General features: G+C 49.3%; 15 protein-coding genes and 1 riboswitch. Of the genes, 5 read left to right on the top strand and 10 right to left on the bottom strand.

Annotated elements, in window-relative coordinates; all coding sequences use genetic code 11:
- Window positions 1–26: 26 nt before the first annotated feature.
- The 9 genes from KJS69_RS23485 to ychF all read right to left on the bottom strand — a co-directional run bounded on the left by KJS69_RS23485 (window position 27) and on the right by ychF (window position 8,955).
- On the bottom strand, window positions 27–683 hold the full coding sequence (locus tag KJS69_RS23485) for a TIGR01440 family protein (RefSeq protein ID WP_249730684.1): 657 nt from the start codon (window positions 681–683) through the stop codon (window positions 27–29).
- A 41-nt stretch (window positions 684–724) separates the two neighbouring features.
- The gene (rpiB, locus tag KJS69_RS23480; protein WP_213586233.1) at window positions 725–1,183 is read right to left on the bottom strand and encodes a ribose 5-phosphate isomerase B; all 459 of its coding nucleotides are present in this window, start codon (window positions 1,181–1,183) and stop codon (window positions 725–727) included.
- Between the two features lie 103 nt (window positions 1,184–1,286).
- Window positions 1,287–1,367: riboswitch (ZMP/ZTP riboswitch) on the bottom strand.
- A 168-nt stretch (window positions 1,368–1,535) separates the two neighbouring features.
- Entirely contained in the window at window positions 1,536–2,120 is a 585-nt protein-coding gene (locus tag KJS69_RS23475; RefSeq protein WP_213586232.1) for a low molecular weight protein arginine phosphatase, read from the bottom strand.
- Between the two features lie 188 nt (window positions 2,121–2,308).
- Window positions 2,309–2,869, bottom strand: coding sequence for a manganese efflux pump MntP (locus KJS69_RS23470; RefSeq protein ID WP_213586231.1), 561 nt, complete (start codon window positions 2,867–2,869; stop codon window positions 2,309–2,311).
- 352 nt (window positions 2,870–3,221) lie between these two features.
- Window positions 3,222–4,337 (bottom strand): L-threonylcarbamoyladenylate synthase, encoded by a 1,116-nt coding sequence (locus KJS69_RS23465; protein WP_213586230.1) that lies wholly within the window; start codon window positions 4,335–4,337, stop codon window positions 3,222–3,224.
- Window positions 4,338–4,869: 532 nt separating this feature from the next.
- On the bottom strand, window positions 4,870–5,613 hold the full coding sequence (gene spoIIR, locus KJS69_RS23460) for a stage II sporulation protein R (RefSeq protein WP_213586229.1): 744 nt from the start codon (window positions 5,611–5,613) through the stop codon (window positions 4,870–4,872).
- Between the two features lie 154 nt (window positions 5,614–5,767).
- Window positions 5,768–6,646 (bottom strand): peptide chain release factor N(5)-glutamine methyltransferase, encoded by an 879-nt coding sequence (prmC, locus tag KJS69_RS23455; protein ID WP_213586228.1) that lies wholly within the window; start codon window positions 6,644–6,646, stop codon window positions 5,768–5,770.
- Window positions 6,647–6,651: 5 nt separating this feature from the next.
- Window positions 6,652–7,719 (bottom strand): peptide chain release factor 1, encoded by a 1,068-nt coding sequence (gene prfA, locus KJS69_RS23450; protein WP_213586227.1) that lies wholly within the window; start codon window positions 7,717–7,719, stop codon window positions 6,652–6,654.
- Window positions 7,720–7,854: 135 nt separating this feature from the next.
- Complete coding sequence (gene ychF / locus KJS69_RS23445) at window positions 7,855–8,955, bottom strand: redox-regulated ATPase YchF (protein WP_213586226.1); 1,101 nt, start codon at window positions 8,953–8,955, stop codon at window positions 7,855–7,857.
- A 159-nt stretch (window positions 8,956–9,114) separates the two neighbouring features.
- Between ychF and KJS69_RS30340 the strand changes: the two genes are divergently transcribed.
- Window positions 9,115–9,204 (top strand): putative holin-like toxin, encoded by a 90-nt coding sequence (locus KJS69_RS30340; RefSeq protein ID WP_374706711.1) that lies wholly within the window; start codon window positions 9,115–9,117, stop codon window positions 9,202–9,204.
- A gap of 200 nt (window positions 9,205–9,404) precedes the next feature.
- Here the strand turns inward: KJS69_RS30340 and KJS69_RS23440 are convergent, their stop codons facing one another.
- Window positions 9,405–9,893: a hypothetical protein gene (locus tag KJS69_RS23440; protein ID WP_213586225.1), complete on the bottom strand. Its 489-nt coding sequence runs from the start codon at window positions 9,891–9,893 to the stop codon at window positions 9,405–9,407.
- A gap of 355 nt (window positions 9,894–10,248) precedes the next feature.
- On the opposite strand from KJS69_RS23440, the gene KJS69_RS23435 reads away from it, so the two are divergent.
- From KJS69_RS23435 to KJS69_RS23420, 4 genes are all read left to right on the top strand, one after another.
- Complete coding sequence (locus KJS69_RS23435; RefSeq protein WP_213586224.1) at window positions 10,249–11,709, top strand: sulfatase family protein; 1,461 nt, start codon at window positions 10,249–10,251, stop codon at window positions 11,707–11,709.
- Window positions 11,710–11,781: 72 nt separating this feature from the next.
- Window positions 11,782–12,543: an ABC transporter permease gene (locus tag KJS69_RS23430; protein WP_213586223.1), complete on the top strand. Its 762-nt coding sequence runs from the start codon at window positions 11,782–11,784 to the stop codon at window positions 12,541–12,543.
- The gene (locus KJS69_RS23425; RefSeq protein WP_213586222.1) at window positions 12,519–13,343 is read left to right on the top strand and encodes an ABC transporter ATP-binding protein; all 825 of its coding nucleotides are present in this window, start codon (window positions 12,519–12,521) and stop codon (window positions 13,341–13,343) included. The genes KJS69_RS23430 and KJS69_RS23425 overlap by 25 nt, the downstream gene beginning before the upstream one ends.
- 58 nt (window positions 13,344–13,401) lie before the next feature.
- Window positions 13,402–14,451, top strand: a complete 1,050-nt coding sequence (locus KJS69_RS23420) for an ABC transporter substrate-binding protein (RefSeq protein WP_213586221.1) — start codon at window positions 13,402–13,404, stop codon at window positions 14,449–14,451.
- The last annotated feature ends 32 nt before the right edge of the window (window positions 14,452–14,483 follow it).

The raw sequence follows: 14,483 nt of genomic DNA, 5'->3' as shown, positions 1-14,483 counted from the left end.
TATAATTCTAATGATATAAATTCAACTTATGAACAAGTTCCTTCCTCTTCCTCCGACTGCTTCCCTGCATAGACGGCTCTTGCCCCGCCAATTAACTTGGGACGGGTATAGGCCATAGTCACATGAGCTTCGCCAATGGAGCGGATAGACGGTCGAACCGGGACCGCCACTTGGCGCAGATGCATGCCAATCAGCGTATCTCCGATGTCGATCCCTGCATGGGCTTGAATGGCTTCCACCACCACCGGCTCGGAAAAATGATCGAAAGCGTAAGCAGCCATAGAACCGCCCGCCTTGGGTACGGGAATGACCGATACCGGTTCAAGCGCAGGATATTTAGCCAGTGCTACCTTCTCTACTACCAAAGCACGGTTCAAATGCTCACAGCATTGGAAGGCCGGATAGAACCGGACCGTTTCCCGGGCTCTGCGGATGCCCTCAAATATACGTTCTGCCACCTCAATCGCGCCTGCTGAACCAATCTGCTGTCCCATCACTTCGCTTGTACTCGTACCAATAACGATCCACTGACCGTCTTCGATCCGGCCAGCCTCGATTAACTCGCGTACAACGGTGCTCACTTCCTCAGTAATTCGCTCAAGATGGACGCTTGCTTCTTGAGAAGCATTGGACTTGGAATCGGCCGCCACAGCCAGCACTCCCTCCATAATGTGCTCAATCATCTTACTGCTTCATTGAACGGATTGGATGAGATACTATCAACTTACGGATGGATCGAATACTTGTCTTCAATAGACTTTAATTTATTAATTCGCCCTTCATGCCGAGGACCGTGTGAAAATTCGGTTTCCAGCCAAATTTGCACAATTTCCTGTGCCACTCCAGGTCCGACTACTCTTTCTCCCATCGCCAACACATTCGTGTCATTATGCTCCCGGGTCGCTTTCGCTGAGAATAAATCATGAACCAGTGCGCAACGAATGCCGGGAACCTTATTGGCAGCGATCGACATGCCAATTCCCGTTCCACAGATCAGAATTCCTTTATCCGCTTTCCCGGAAACCACTTGATCGCAAACCTTCAAGGCATAATCGGGATAATCGACCGAATCCGTACAGTCGCAGCCCAAATCTTCTACTTCCATTCCAAGAGAAACAATATGGCGCTTGATTTCTTCCTTTAAATGCAGCCCGGCATGGTCTGATCCTATCGCAATTTTCATGCCCTTACCTCCTTGTAGTCACCTATCAGGTTCCCATGATATTTACAGTATACCCAAGCTGTAGAAATAGAAAAAGAGCAGGACGCGTGCAAGCACGACGTTTGCTCTTTGCCCAGGCGACCGGCCGTATCCCCCGATGCTCCATTGTGGTTGTACCCACTTGTCGCCAGTTACACCGGGTTCATAAATAAAAAACGTTACACCCATCATACCCTATGGCGCGATGAGTTGTAAAGCATCCTTTTTAACCATCCGGAGATGAAAGGTTTAATGGGTCATCCCCAAAATTCCCCAAGCCATTCAACCCGTCAGAAGAGGTACGATCGGTTTCCGTTTATCCTGACGAGTATTCTTAATTCATGTCTGGAGCTAATTTGTTCAGCAACTTATGCAGGCAATGTTCAATTTCATCAGCACATTGCTTATAGGTCTCATACGATCCGCCAAAGGGATCGACGATATCGTAGTCATTCGCCAAGGAAGCGAGAGCGACCCATTGCTGGACCTCATCTTCTGATAAGCTTTGAGACAGAGCTTTTTTAATCTCCAATTCAGCCATCGTCTTTTCCTGCTCACTCTGAAGCGCGGCTTCGGAATCATTGCGTACATATTCTTTTAAAGTGAATGTTTTGTCCGCTGCAAAAGGATATTGCTGAATCAAGGATCTTTTGTGATTCATGGTCATCGTCAGAATAAGCTCGGCCCAATCTACGTGTTCATGAGAAACAGGGGAAGATAGAAGGGTTCCTTGCATTCCTTTGTCCTGCAAGATACGATGGGAATGAGGAGAAATCGGACAGCCCTCCGAGGCCGCCGTTCCCGCGGAACGAATGTCGATCTTGAGTCCGGCTTCTTCCGCCATCATCCGCAGCATTCCTTCCGCCAACGGACTGCGGCACGTGTTCCCCGTACAAACGAACAAAATTTGTTTAGCCATTCGTTCACACCTCCTTCATAGGATTGCCCGCTTCCGTTCCTTATTATCCCGCAATAGCCTGTTCCAGGTGTTCCAGGTTTCTTCGATACGATCAGGGAGATAAGTTACAGCACGCAAGCTCCGCGAATTTGAATCCATTCCTATGTTTCATTATACATATTGTACCCCATCCGTTAAGAAGCAAATAGTCACAGAATAAATTGAAAGCCAAATATGAGCAATATGGCTCCCCCGATCGCTTCTCCATAATGACCGATCCACAGCCCCAGTCTTCTTCCAATCCAAAGTCCTGCAATGGACATTAATCCTCCAAAAAATCCGAACAACAGCACGGTAATCAAAAAGTCGGAGTCAAACATCCCCATCGAAACTCCCACGGAAAAAGAATCTACACTGACCATCATTGCAAACAGGAGCAAGCCCCATAAATTGTGAAAATCAAGGGCTTGGACCGTTTCACCGCGAAAAGAGCTGTAAATCATATGTACGCCTAGCAGGACTAAAAGGCCCCCTCCGGCTAAAGTGGCCACTTCGCCAAGGAGTTCTCCAATATAGTGACCGGCTAGCATTCCCATGAGTGGCATCAACAGATGAAACAAGCCTATTATAAAACTTACTTTAAGAATACTTATTAAACGGATTCCCCGAAATCCGATTCCGATTCCCAAAGAAAATGCGTCCATCCCCAAAGCGAACGCCATTAGCAGGAGCGTAGCTAGGTGTCCCCAATCGAGCGAATCCAGAATCATTCGTCTATTCCCCCTGTCCACTCTTCTTCTGTCTAACATATGCGGACAAAGGGGGAAACAGACTATAAAGGTTGTACTCTACTAAAATCTCTCAATAGAGATACAGGCGGGAATGATCTAAGCTATCACCCCAAAAGTGAAGTTAGACTTCGCAGCGATATCCATTTACTTTTCGGGGCGCCCGGTCAAAACGGATAGCATTGGATAGGCCTTCGGGAGGCAGGGAAGGCAAAGCCAAAACACGCCTCGGAGACACCTTTCTTTCTCTACGCCATGGATTATTATATTCTTTATGGCCAACATTAATAGTATCTATTTAGTACGATTATTGCTTAAACCGCGTTGCCTGAGTTTACACAAACATAACTCGGTTTCCTGCCGCTTTTAGGAGCCGGTTCATCACCGCCAGACCAATTCCTTGTTCCTCTATCGCCTCTGCGAAAATAACGGTCACCTTCTCCTCGTCGAACGATCTCAAGGAATCGTATAAATGTCTGGCCATACTTTCCGGGCTATGGATGCTGCCGACCGATACGATGACATCCGCTTTAGAGCTGTATAATGTCCGGTGCTCATCGAATGTCAGCACACCCGTTCTTTCGCCCTTTTCTTTGGCCCGGCGCAATTCGCCGCTTATCCAGGCCGAAATCCGGTCCGCAGCCTCTCCGCTGACGACCGTAAGCCGCCCCTGCGGCGCATAATGCGTATACTTCATACCGGGCGATTTCGGGGGCGCTTCCTCCTCGGCCTGCCACTCGGAAGCGGACTGCTGCGCGCTGTCGCCGGAGCCTGATCGCGCTGCCGAGAGCTCGCCGCGAACGAGAACGCGAGATGCCACCCGGCGCAGCTGCTCGGCGGAGACGCCGCCCGGGCGCAGCACGTGCACGACCCCGTCGACCACTTCGACGACGGTCGACTCTACGCCGACCCCGGTCGGCCCTCCATCGACGATCCCGTCGATGCGGCCGTCCAGGTCGGCGAGCACGTGCGCCGCCCGCGTCGGGCTCGGCCGGCCGGAGCGGTTCGCGCTCGGTGCCGCCACCGGGCAGCCTGCCGCCTCTATGAGGCGCAGGGCGACCGGGTGGTCCGGCACGCGCACCGCGACCGTCGGCAGGCCGGCCGTCACGCTGGCGGCGACGGCGCCGGGCTTGGCCGGCAGCACGAGCGTCAGCGGGCCCGGCCAGAAAGCGTCCATCAAACGGCAAGAGGTCTCATCCAGGCGATCGGTCAGATCGCTGATTTGAGACCTGTGGGCCAGATGGACGATTAGCGGGTTGTCCGCCGGCCGGCCCTTAGCCGTGAAGATGCCGGCAATCGCCTCGGCGTTGCGGGCATCGGCCCCGAGCCCATAGACGGTCTCGGTCGGAAAGGCCACCCGCTTGCCTTCCCGGATGAGCCGGGCGGCTTCCTGCAATTCGGAATCCGCCGCTTCAACCTGCTGCGGATTTACGGTCCATACCTTAGTCATTTGTTCTGTTCATTCCTTTTTTTCTTAACTTTTGCAGTACATGCAATCGCCAGATAAGTTGTATAACTAGGATCGTTCGAAAAAACTACAAGTTGAATGATTACGGACATCCGTGACCCTTACCCGCCCCAAAAGGGGCTTTTCGATAACGTAATGGACACAAAGGACCATAGGCGGAAAAAATGATGCGAAAAGAGGAGTTTTTCTCGAATAACGCTCATCCATGTCCGTTAGAATAAAGAAGCCGTCTCGTTTGGCGGATAATGGTCGTTCATGACCGTTACCGTTTCATGGTGTGTTGTACAGCCGTTGGGCTTTTTCACGAAGATAATCATCCTATCCTTAGCCTTTTCCACAATGAATCGACAGCCTGCAGGAACGTCTTTATCAGGCTAAAATGAAGAACACTAGATGTATACGAAACTAGAGAGAGGCTGTCGATTTATGATTGAACCGTTTTGCGGATCATGTATTGAAGATGAAGAGTTTTGCGGGTCGTAATTGAACCGTTGTACGGATCCCAACGAATCAACTAAGAGAACCAGCCTTTAATGAAGGCGAATAGGCTTTGCAAAAGGTCCCACAAGAAAAATCTGACTTCCCGATCCGCTTCCGATTGAAGCGACACTTGACGGACCGATCCATTGTCCGGCTTTCCCTCGTTTTTTCCATTATGTTCTTTGTTCCCGCCGGTTTGTTTATCCTTTTCTTGTACATCCTGCGGAGGATTGTCCGAATTGTGGGATGAGGATTCTGCTTCTTTGGCCACGGCCTGACCGGAAGCAACGTCCACGAAGCATAAGGGAGGAAACAAAACACACCACCAATTCTGTCCTTCTCCGCTTCCCAATGTAATCTTTAAAGCCTCATATTCACCTGCGGGGTAGACCCGGCTTCCATACAGCTTGGTTGGAAAGTCGGCGGGGCCCAACTCAACGTCAAACTCATAATCAAACCCGCGTTGCTGCAAAAGATCCGCAATCAGTCCGCGAAATACCGGAATGTGGTCCTCTACCTGCAATCTTGCTTGCTCAATAGTAGCGGATTCAGTAACCCATCTATTCATTTCATCGACGATTGCATCGCGAATCAATCGCTTTAACGCCTGATCCTGTACAGAATCCGAATTGGCCAATATTCTTAACCGGATGGCCTCTTCCGGAATCGCGTTTGGCAGGATAGCCGCATTCGTTTTATTCGATTCCCAACTAATGATTAGAACGATAAGTGCAAAAACAAGATAAGTATATTTATGAAAAGAACGCTTTTTTACCATGATCTCTTTCTCCTCTCTCGATGGCCTACTAGTAGTATGGCCGTTCAAGAGAGGAGTTATACTTCATTTTAATAGATTAGTAGATTTCTAAAAAGAGACGGGGGCATAGTGTAAGGGGATCAAGGGAATCCTCCAACCTGTAACCCGGACCCGATTAACTCCGCCAGGCCAGAACATGACGCCCTATTCCCGCCAAGTCATAAATGATCTCGGTATAAGCCCACTTGCCCTGACGCTTGAGCATTTCTTCCACAGCCTCGGCCTGGCCCTGCCCTACCTCGAAGCCCGCTATGGCGGGACGTGAAGGCAGTTGATCCATCTCGGAAAGCAGGCGCCGATAATAGTTCATCCCATCTTCCCCGCCATGCAAAGCGGTATGCGGCTCGTACTGCCCCACTTCCTTCTGAAGCCTAGGCATATCTGCCGATGGAATATAAGGAGGATTCGAGACGAGAATGTCTACCTCTGCCTGCCGCTCGACGATGGGCGCGAGTAAATCGCCAGACAAGAACTCGATCCGTTCCCCAACGTGACGCCGTCCATTCTTAATGGCGACCTCTAGAGCGGCTTGCGACAGATCAGTCGCCCATACCCGCCATTGTGGGCATTGGACGGCTATCGTGATAGCGATCGCTCCGCTTCCGGTGCCTATATCCGCCACAAGCGGCGATTGGCCCGGCCACCTTAGGCTGCCGAGACGGACGATCGCTTCGACCAACAGCTCCGTCTCCGGACGCGGAATAAGGACCGCCGGGGTAACCGCATAGGAGAGCCCGTAAAAATCCTGCTCCCCTATTATATATTGCACCGGTTCGCCTGCTGCTTTACGCGTAATCATTTCTCGCCATTCAGCGAGGCGTTCAACGGGGAATGACTCGGGCCAGCTAAGCAGCAGCTTCGTTCGGTCCCACCCGAGGACGTGCTGAAGCAGCAGCTCTGTACAAGCCGCGGCCTCGGAAACTCCTTGCTCCTTTAAAAAAGAAGAAGCCCGCATATAGGCTTCACGAATTGAAGAAGGCCGGTCAATATTCATTCGGCTTACTCCCCTTTTTCTAACTGCTCCGCTTGAGTCGCGACGGTCAACGCCGAGATAAATTCTTCCAGTTCCCCGTCCATGACGGATTCCAGCCGGTGGACCGTCAGGCCAATACGATGGTCTGTGACGCGGCTCTGCGGGTAGTTGTACGTGCGGATCCGTTCACTCCGGTCGCCGGTGCCAATCTTCGTTTTCCGTTCAGAGTCATATTTCTGCTGCTCTTCTTGCAGATACATATCGTAGATCCGGGCTCGCAGCACTTGCAGTGCCTTTTCCTTGTTCGAGTTCTGCGACTTCCCATCCTGACAAGTCGCTACAATGCCGGTGGGCAGATGAGTCACACGAACGGCCGATTTGGTCGTGTTGACCGATTGCCCGCCGGCTCCGCTGGAACAGAACGTATCTACCCGGATGTCACTTTCCTTGATCTCCACTTCCACATCCTCGGCTTCCGGAATGACGACAACGGTAGAGGTAGAGGTATGAATTCGGCCGCCGGACTCGGTAACCGGTATCCGCTGTACCCGGTGAGCGCCACTCTCATACTTCAGCTTACTGTAGGCGCCCTTGCCGACGACCATGAAGATCACCTCTTTGAATCCGCCGAGATCATTCAGGCTCGCTTCCAAGATTTCGGTTTTCCAGCCCTGCACGTCCGCATAGCGCGTGTACATCCGGTATAAATCGGCTGCAAACAGAGCTGCTTCATCCCCGCCAGCGGCACCGCGGATTTCTACAATAACGTTTTTCTCGTCATTTGGATCTTTGGGAAGCATCAAAATTTTAATCTGTTCTTCCAGCTGTTCCTTGCGTTCCTCCAGCTCTTCAATTTCCATCTTGACCAAGTCCCGCATCTCGTCATCCAGTTTCTCGTTCTGCATCGCTTTGGCGCCCGCCAGTTGGTCGACAACTGTTTTGTACTCCGTATAGGCTTCATAAGCTTCCTGGAGATCAGATTGTTCCTTGGAATATTCTCTTAATTTTTTGGTATCGCTGGTCACATCAGGATCACAGAGCAGTTCGCTCAGCTTCTCATACCGATCGGCCAACGATTGAAGTCGGTCTATCAAACGCGCTCACCTCTTTTGTATGGATCGTCAACATGTTGTAGCGGTTCATTGCTATTGGCCACAAAGGAAAACATAGTTTCCTACACTGACTGTGACTCTAGCGTGCAAAAGCACTGTTTTTATAGCATTGAATAACTAAACGTTAAAACGGAAATGCATAACATCTCCATCCTGTACTACATACTCTTTGCCCTCCAAGCGAAGCTGTCCTTTTTCCTTGGTGGCATTCATCGATCCGGCCGCAACCAAATCATCATAAGACACCACTTCCGCCCGAATAAATCCTCGCTCAAAATCGGTATGAATCACTGCTGCTGCCTGAGGAGCTTTGGTCCCCTGACGAATCGTCCAGGCCCGAACCTCCTGAACCCCTGCCGTAAAGTAGGTGTACAGGCCGAGAAGCTTGTAAGCGGCGCGGATAAGCCGGTCCAACCCGGATTCCTTCAGCCCGAGCTCCTCCAGGAACAGGTCGCGATCTTCTCCTTCGAGCTCCGCAATTTCCGATTCAACCTTGGCGCTAATTGGAACTACTTCTGCCCCTTCTTGAGCAGCGTAATCCTTCACTTGCTGAACATAAGGGTTATCATCGGCGTTGCCCGCCTCGGCTTCACTAACATTAGCCGCATATAATACGGGCTTGATCGTCAGCAAATGAAGATCGCGGATAAGCAGCTTTTCCTCATCGCTCAATTCGAGACTGCGGGCCGGCTTGTCAGCGAGAAGAACTTCTTTGATCCGCTCCAGGCACTCTACTTCGGCAGCGTATTTTTTGTCTCCGCTTTTCATATTTTTGCGCGAACGGTCTATTCTTTTTTCGACCGAGTCCAAATCGGCCAGAATCAGCTCGAGATTAATAATCTCTATATCGTCAATCGGGTTTACTTTACCCGACACGTGCGTAATATTATCATCCTGAAAGCAGCGAACCACATGAACGATGGCATCCACTTCCCGGATATGAGCCAAAAATTTGTTGCCCAACCCTTCTCCTTTGCTAGCTCCTTTAACGAGGCCGGCAATATCGACAAATTCAAAGGCCGTCGGAACGATCCGGTTAGGTACGACGATCTCCGCCAGCTTCTGCAGACGCTCATCAGGAACTTCAACGACTCCTACGTTCGGATCAATCGTACAAAACGGGTAATTCGCGGATTCCGCTCCCGCTTGAGTAATTGCATTAAACAAAGTCGATTTTCCAACGTTGGGAAGGCCGACTATCCCTGCTTTCAAAGCCATATCTAGGACAACTCCCTTATATATTTGCATCATTAAATTCATTAAGTCATCAAGATATTATACCGCATTATCCGTAAAAGCTCCAGATGCTAGTATCCATATCAATATCCGCATTTAGTTTATATTGGGGCGGTTGGCTAATCTCCCGAAAGGGAGGTGATGCCTGTGGATGTATACGAAGCATTAACGCTCATGGTTTCTTTCGGAACGTTATTCGTGTTGATACTCTCTTTACATAAGAAGAAATAGACCGTCCCTTGTAAAGATTAACGGTCTATTCCCCAAGCCTTTCAACAAGCCTGCCGCCCTCATAAGCGGCTATTATACTGGAGTCGGCTCAACCAGGCTCCCTTTATTATAAATGAGCATGACGTGGTAAAGGGATGCATTCCATTTCTCTTTGGTTCAACGAATAATCTGATTCCACTTGGCCTTACTTATGATTGCCCTTATAGCTCTATGACACCCTGTTTCTTATGCTCCTCGGCCACCATTTTCTTAATAGTTTTAACTAATCCTAAAGCTTTGAAGTTTTGTGCCAATTGTAATATGATCATTTTCGTTTCATCGTGTTCAGCCGTGCGGTAATGAAGAACCAGATTTTGCCCTATCCCTACTACACTTTTAACCTTTGTTCCAATCTGAGCTTGAATAGTCTTATCATCTTCCATACTCACATTTAGAATTTGGTCGATCTTAAGAATATAAGTCTTTTTCTTACATTCAAGTATTATTTGTTCGGGATGAATATAAAGGCTTACTGAATCAGTGTTGTCACAGAAAGGAATACCGTAAACATGCATTAAAATGTGATTTTCGACAGCTCCATACTCTATCTCCTTCGCGGTCCTCTTCACACGATCAATGATTACGAAAATTATACTGCCCACTAATAACAAACCACCGATAACGATTATTAAAATAAGGTAAGTATCCATTCAAAATATCTCCTTCCGCAATCTATTACATTATCGTACAACTATCAGAATAATGTTAATTCCCCCTTACCCTTAGTTTTCGCCCCCTTATTTACAAAAAAACCACCTCTTGACAAAGATAAGCATATTTTACCAGCCTTTCCCCAAAAAGACTATAGCCTTGCTCCCCTGGTCCTAAATGCCAGTGGATCAAACATCCGCGACAACCGGAAACCTCGAGAAGGATTCCGGTTTTGTTATGCCTTTTATAGGGAGATGGGGAGAAAAGGTTTGAAAATAGTTCAACCTTTTGAGGCTTATGGGACAGAAGTATAATGTAAGCAATCTCACAACAAGACTTATAGGAGGTCACATCATGCGGATTATTTATCTGGACATCGATTCTCTTCGTCCTGATCATATGAGCTGTTATGGTTACCACCGCCAAACAACGCCTAATATTGATCGAATTGCGGCCCAAGGCGCCCGCTTTAACCGTTGCTATGCCGCTTCTTCTCCATGCGTGCCATCCAGAGCCAGCTTCATGTCCGGTCGTTTCGGCATTCATCATGGAGCTCTAACTCATTGGGGGCCGGGCTGCGAATTTCAGTATCCGGAAGGAGACGGACACAGCGAAGAAGTTCCTTTCTTTACCCGTTATTTGCGCAAAGCGGGGTATAAGACGGTTACTTTCTCCTCGTTTGGTGATCGGCATCATGCGTGGTGGTATTTTGCCGGCTGGAACGAGGTTCATACTCATTCGTTGAAGGAAGGCAATGAAAACGCCGATGAAGTAAACGCTTCCGTCATTCCTTGGCTTAAGCAGCACGGGAAGGAAGACAATTATTTTCTGCATATTCAATACTGGGATCCTCATACGTTCTATACTTTTCCCATTGAATATATGGAGCAATGGAAGGATTCTCCGGCTAAAGCTTTCCCGGATGAAGCGACGATTGCAGCACAGCAGCAGGATAGCTTCCCTCGTTCCGCGCCTTTCCTTCATTGGGGAGATAAGTACCCGGCAACGATGCCTGGACGAATCTCCAATCGCAGTGATTTCAAACATGCGGTTGATGGATACGATGGCGGAATTTCCTACATGGATAAGCATGTCGGCGAATTGCTGGACACCCTGCGCGAGCTGGGGATTGAAGAGGAGGTCTGCTTCATCATTAGCGCCGACCATGGCGAATCGATGGGCGAGCAAGGAATCTACATCGAACATGCAAGCGCTACCGAAGCGGTACACCACATTCCATTGATTATCCGGGCTCCGGGAATCACAACTCCTGGCCAACAGATAGACGGCTTTGTCTATAACGTCGATGTCATTTCGACTATTGCAAATTTAGTCGGTCTAGATACCCCATCCGGCTGGGACGGGAAATCGTTCCTTCCCGCTCTTGAGGGCGGGCACTGGCAAGGGCGCGATTACCTGGTGATGGACCATGCGCTGTACGTTTGCCAGCGTGCTGTGCGTGATGATCGATGGTACTTCATTCGAACCTACCATCCGGGTCTGTATCTGCATTTTGACGAAGTTACCCTGTACGATATGAAGAACGATCCTAATCAGACGCTAAACGTAGCAGATCAATACCCGGAAGTGGTCAAAGAAATGGATCATCGGCTGTCCCAATGGCAGCATGAGCAGGCCCGCAAGCCAGGATACAAGGTCGATCCGCTGCAGAAAGTCATTGAAACCGGACCATGGAAGTACATCACAGTGGAGGACTGGGTCAACCGCCTATCTCAGTTGGGATGGAGCGAAGCGGCCGAGCATTTAAGCAAAACGTATAGCCGCGAAGCAGTAAAACCGGCTTACGACGGATAAACTAACCTGGCTAGTTATTGATATTTTTCCCTTCACAGAAATTTACTGAAGCTTTAGAAAGAGGTGGGACCTATGAAAAAAATGCCGGGTTGGCTGCTCACAACCCTATCGATCATTATAGGAATTGCGGTTTGGTATTTGCTCGCCGCCATACCGGCCATAGGAGCTATCCTGACCAATCCGACGGTAGTCGTCCAAACCTTTATTACCGAAGTAGAGAGCGGTCGGATGGGAACTAATGTTTCGGCAAGCCTGATGCGGGTTCTCGGAGGCTTTTCCCTAGGCTTGATCGTTGCGATTCCGGTTGCCTTCTTAATGGGCTGGTATTCGGTCGTCCGCTCGGTTGTCGAGCCTTGGATTCAGTTCTTCCGAACGATTCCTCCGATTGCCTTGATTCCTCTCGTCATCGTGGCGCAAGGAGTTGGAGAATCGGCTAAAATAACCGTTATCTTCGTAGCTACCTTCCTGGTTATGGTCATCTCCATCTTTCAGGGTGTCCGCAATGTCGATCCTACCCTGATTCGCGCTTCAAGAGTACTGGGTGCGAGAGACCGGGATATTTTCTTTGAAGTCGTTGTTCCCGCGTCCTTCCCCTATATTCTGGTCGGAGTAAGATTGGGACTGGCTGCGGCATGGACGACGCTCGTCGCTGCCGAATTAACGGGGGCTAACAAAGGACTGGGCAACATGATCATGGAAGCCAGTCTGTACTTCCGAATGGAAGTCGTCATTCTTGGAATTATTGTGATCGGGATTATCGGACTGGCCATGGATAAATTCGTGCTATTTCTGGAGAGGAGGTTGACGGGATGGCAGGAAGTGCGCAGCAGCTAAACCAAGGCTCGGCTCAGGCAGCCGGCCGGCCGAAAATTGAGATTAGCGGTCTGTCCAAAATTTTCAAAGGGCGCAATGGGGACGTTACGGCTCTGCAAAACACCGATTTGACTATTCAACAGAATGAATTTGTCTGTGTAGTAGGTCCCAGTGGCTGCGGTAAAACTACTTTGCTCAACATCATCGCCGGACTAGAGGAGGCTACCTCCGGCTCGGTAAAAGTGGACGGGACTGAGGTGATGGGCCCGGGGAAAGAACGGGGCGTCGTTTTTCAGCAATACGCTTTGTTTCCTTGGAAGACCGTTCTGAAAAATGTAGAATTCGGCTTGAAATTGCGCGGTCTGGATAAAAAAGAACGCCGCGAGACAGCTGAAAGATATTTGGAAATTGTCGGGCTGAAGGATTTCGCACATGCCTACCCCAAAGAATTGTCCGGCGGAATGAAGCAGCGTGTAGCGATAGCGAGAGCTTACGCCGTTCAACCGGAAGTCCTTCTGATGGACGAACCCTTTGGAGCTTTGGATGCTCAGACTCGGGCCCAGCTGCAAGAAGATTTGCTTAAAACCTGGCAGACCGAGAAAAAAACATGCTTCTTCATCACTCACGATGTGGAAGAGGCGGTCATCCTCGCTCAACGGGTCATTATTATGAGCGCTCGTCCCGGACGGATTAAAGAAATTGTCGAGGTGGATATTCCCTATCCGAGAGACCAATCGACCAAGCTCGATGATCGTTTTGTACAAATCAAGAATGATATCTGGTCCAAAGTTTACCGGGAGTATTTGGAAGTCGCCAGATAATTTATCCAGACTATTCGATTAAACCTTGATAATTTGCCCATAAAAAGGAGGAGTCACTATGAATCGAAAGTGGAAGTCTCTGTATAAACTCCCAGCGTTGGCTGCTATTTTTAGTCTCGCCTTGGCGGCCTGTTCTTCCGGAGGAGACGGCAATACAACTGCTCCGACCCCCCAAGAGCCCGCAACCGGCGGTAAAATGCCGACCATTAACGTGGCCTACATGCCCGATATGAATGGGGCAACCCCGATTGTTGTCGGTGAGGAGAAGGGATTTTTCAAGGAAGCCGGGATTAATGTGAATGCAGTAAAATTCCTCAGCGGTCCGCCCGAATTCCAGGCTATGGCATCCGGTGACATTGACATTGCGTATATCGGTCCTGGCGCTACCTTCCTGGCCGCCCAAGGAAAAGGACATATCATCAATATTGTCAGCTTGGGCAAAAGCGACATGGTCTTCGCCACCAAAAAATCCGGTATTCAGGAATGGAAGGATCTGAAAGGTAAGACTGTCGGTGTTCCCAAAGGAACCTCCGGTGAAATGGTGCTTAACCTCGGCTTGGAAAAAGCAGGGCTGAAGCCAGAGGATGTTAACATTATCAATATGGATGTGGCGGGAGCTGTCTCCGCTTATGTAGCTAACAAGGTCGATGCCGTAGCTATCTGGTCGCCTTATACTCTGGAAATTGAAAAGCAGGTTGGCAAGGAAAACATGGTGAAGCTTGGGGACAACAGTGATTTCTTCCCGGAATATGTATTCCCAGCCAGTTGGGTAGTGAATCCTAAATTTTTGGAAAAAAATCCGGAGCTGGTAGAGAAATTTATGCAAGCTATCGCCAAAACAACCGATTACAAAATAGCAAACAAAGATGAAGTCATTAAAATGACCGCCGACTTCACTCAAGTTCCAGAAGAGTCTCTGCGTCTGCAATTAGACTCCTTGGATTGGCTGGATAATCAAAAGGTAGCCGATGCGTTCCAGGATGGAACGGCCAAAAAATGGTACGAAAACCTGGAGAAACTTTTTGTGCAAAACGGCAATATGCCGGAAGTCGTCCCGGCCGATAAATTCCTTATGACGGAGCCATTTATTAAAGCAACCTCCAAGTAAAATAGAGTCTAATAAATCGATATGCCAATGAG

The sequence above is a fragment of the Paenibacillus sp. J2TS4 genome (genome assembly GCF_018403245.1).
GTDB lineage: Bacteria > Bacillota > Bacilli > Paenibacillales > NBRC-103111 > Paenibacillus_L.
The sequence above is the reverse complement of the archived record's forward strand: the minus strand, read 5'-3'. Positions and strand labels throughout refer to the sequence as shown.

What these genes read in the sequence shown, in the direction of transcription:
- KJS69_RS23485 (WP_249730684.1), bottom strand. Translation starts at nt 683, where the DNA reads ATGATTGAGCACATTATGGAGGGAGTGCTGGCTGTGGCGGCCGATTCC.
- rpiB (WP_213586233.1), bottom strand. Translation starts at nt 1,183, where the DNA reads ATGAAAATTGCGATAGGATCAGACCATGCCGGGCTGCATTTAAAGGAA.
- KJS69_RS23475 (WP_213586232.1), bottom strand. Translation starts at nt 2,120, where the DNA reads ATGGCTAAACAAATTTTGTTCGTTTGTACGGGGAACACGTGCCGCAGT.
- KJS69_RS23470 (WP_213586231.1), bottom strand. Translation starts at nt 2,869, where the DNA reads ATGATTCTGGATTCGCTCGATTGGGGACACCTAGCTACGCTCCTGCTA.
- KJS69_RS23465 (WP_213586230.1), bottom strand. Translation starts at nt 4,337, where the DNA reads ATGACTAAGGTATGGACCGTAAATCCGCAGCAGGTTGAAGCGGCGGAT.
- spoIIR (WP_213586229.1), bottom strand. Translation starts at nt 5,613, where the DNA reads ATGGTAAAAAAGCGTTCTTTTCATAAATATACTTATCTTGTTTTTGCA.
- prmC (WP_213586228.1), bottom strand. Translation starts at nt 6,646, where the DNA reads ATGAATATTGACCGGCCTTCTTCAATTCGTGAAGCCTATATGCGGGCT.
- ychF (WP_213586226.1), bottom strand. Translation starts at nt 8,955, where the DNA reads ATGGCTTTGAAAGCAGGGATAGTCGGCCTTCCCAACGTTGGAAAATCG.
- KJS69_RS30340 (WP_374706711.1), top strand. Translation starts at nt 9,115, where the DNA reads ATGCCTGTGGATGTATACGAAGCATTAACGCTCATGGTTTCTTTCGGA.
- KJS69_RS23440 (WP_213586225.1), bottom strand. Translation starts at nt 9,893, where the DNA reads ATGGATACTTACCTTATTTTAATAATCGTTATCGGTGGTTTGTTATTA.
- KJS69_RS23435 (WP_213586224.1), top strand. Translation starts at nt 10,249, where the DNA reads ATGCGGATTATTTATCTGGACATCGATTCTCTTCGTCCTGATCATATG.
- KJS69_RS23430 (WP_213586223.1), top strand. Translation starts at nt 11,782, where the DNA reads ATGAAAAAAATGCCGGGTTGGCTGCTCACAACCCTATCGATCATTATA.
- KJS69_RS23425 (WP_213586222.1), top strand. Translation starts at nt 12,519, where the DNA reads ATGGCAGGAAGTGCGCAGCAGCTAAACCAAGGCTCGGCTCAGGCAGCC.
- KJS69_RS23420 (WP_213586221.1), top strand. Translation starts at nt 13,402, where the DNA reads ATGAATCGAAAGTGGAAGTCTCTGTATAAACTCCCAGCGTTGGCTGCT.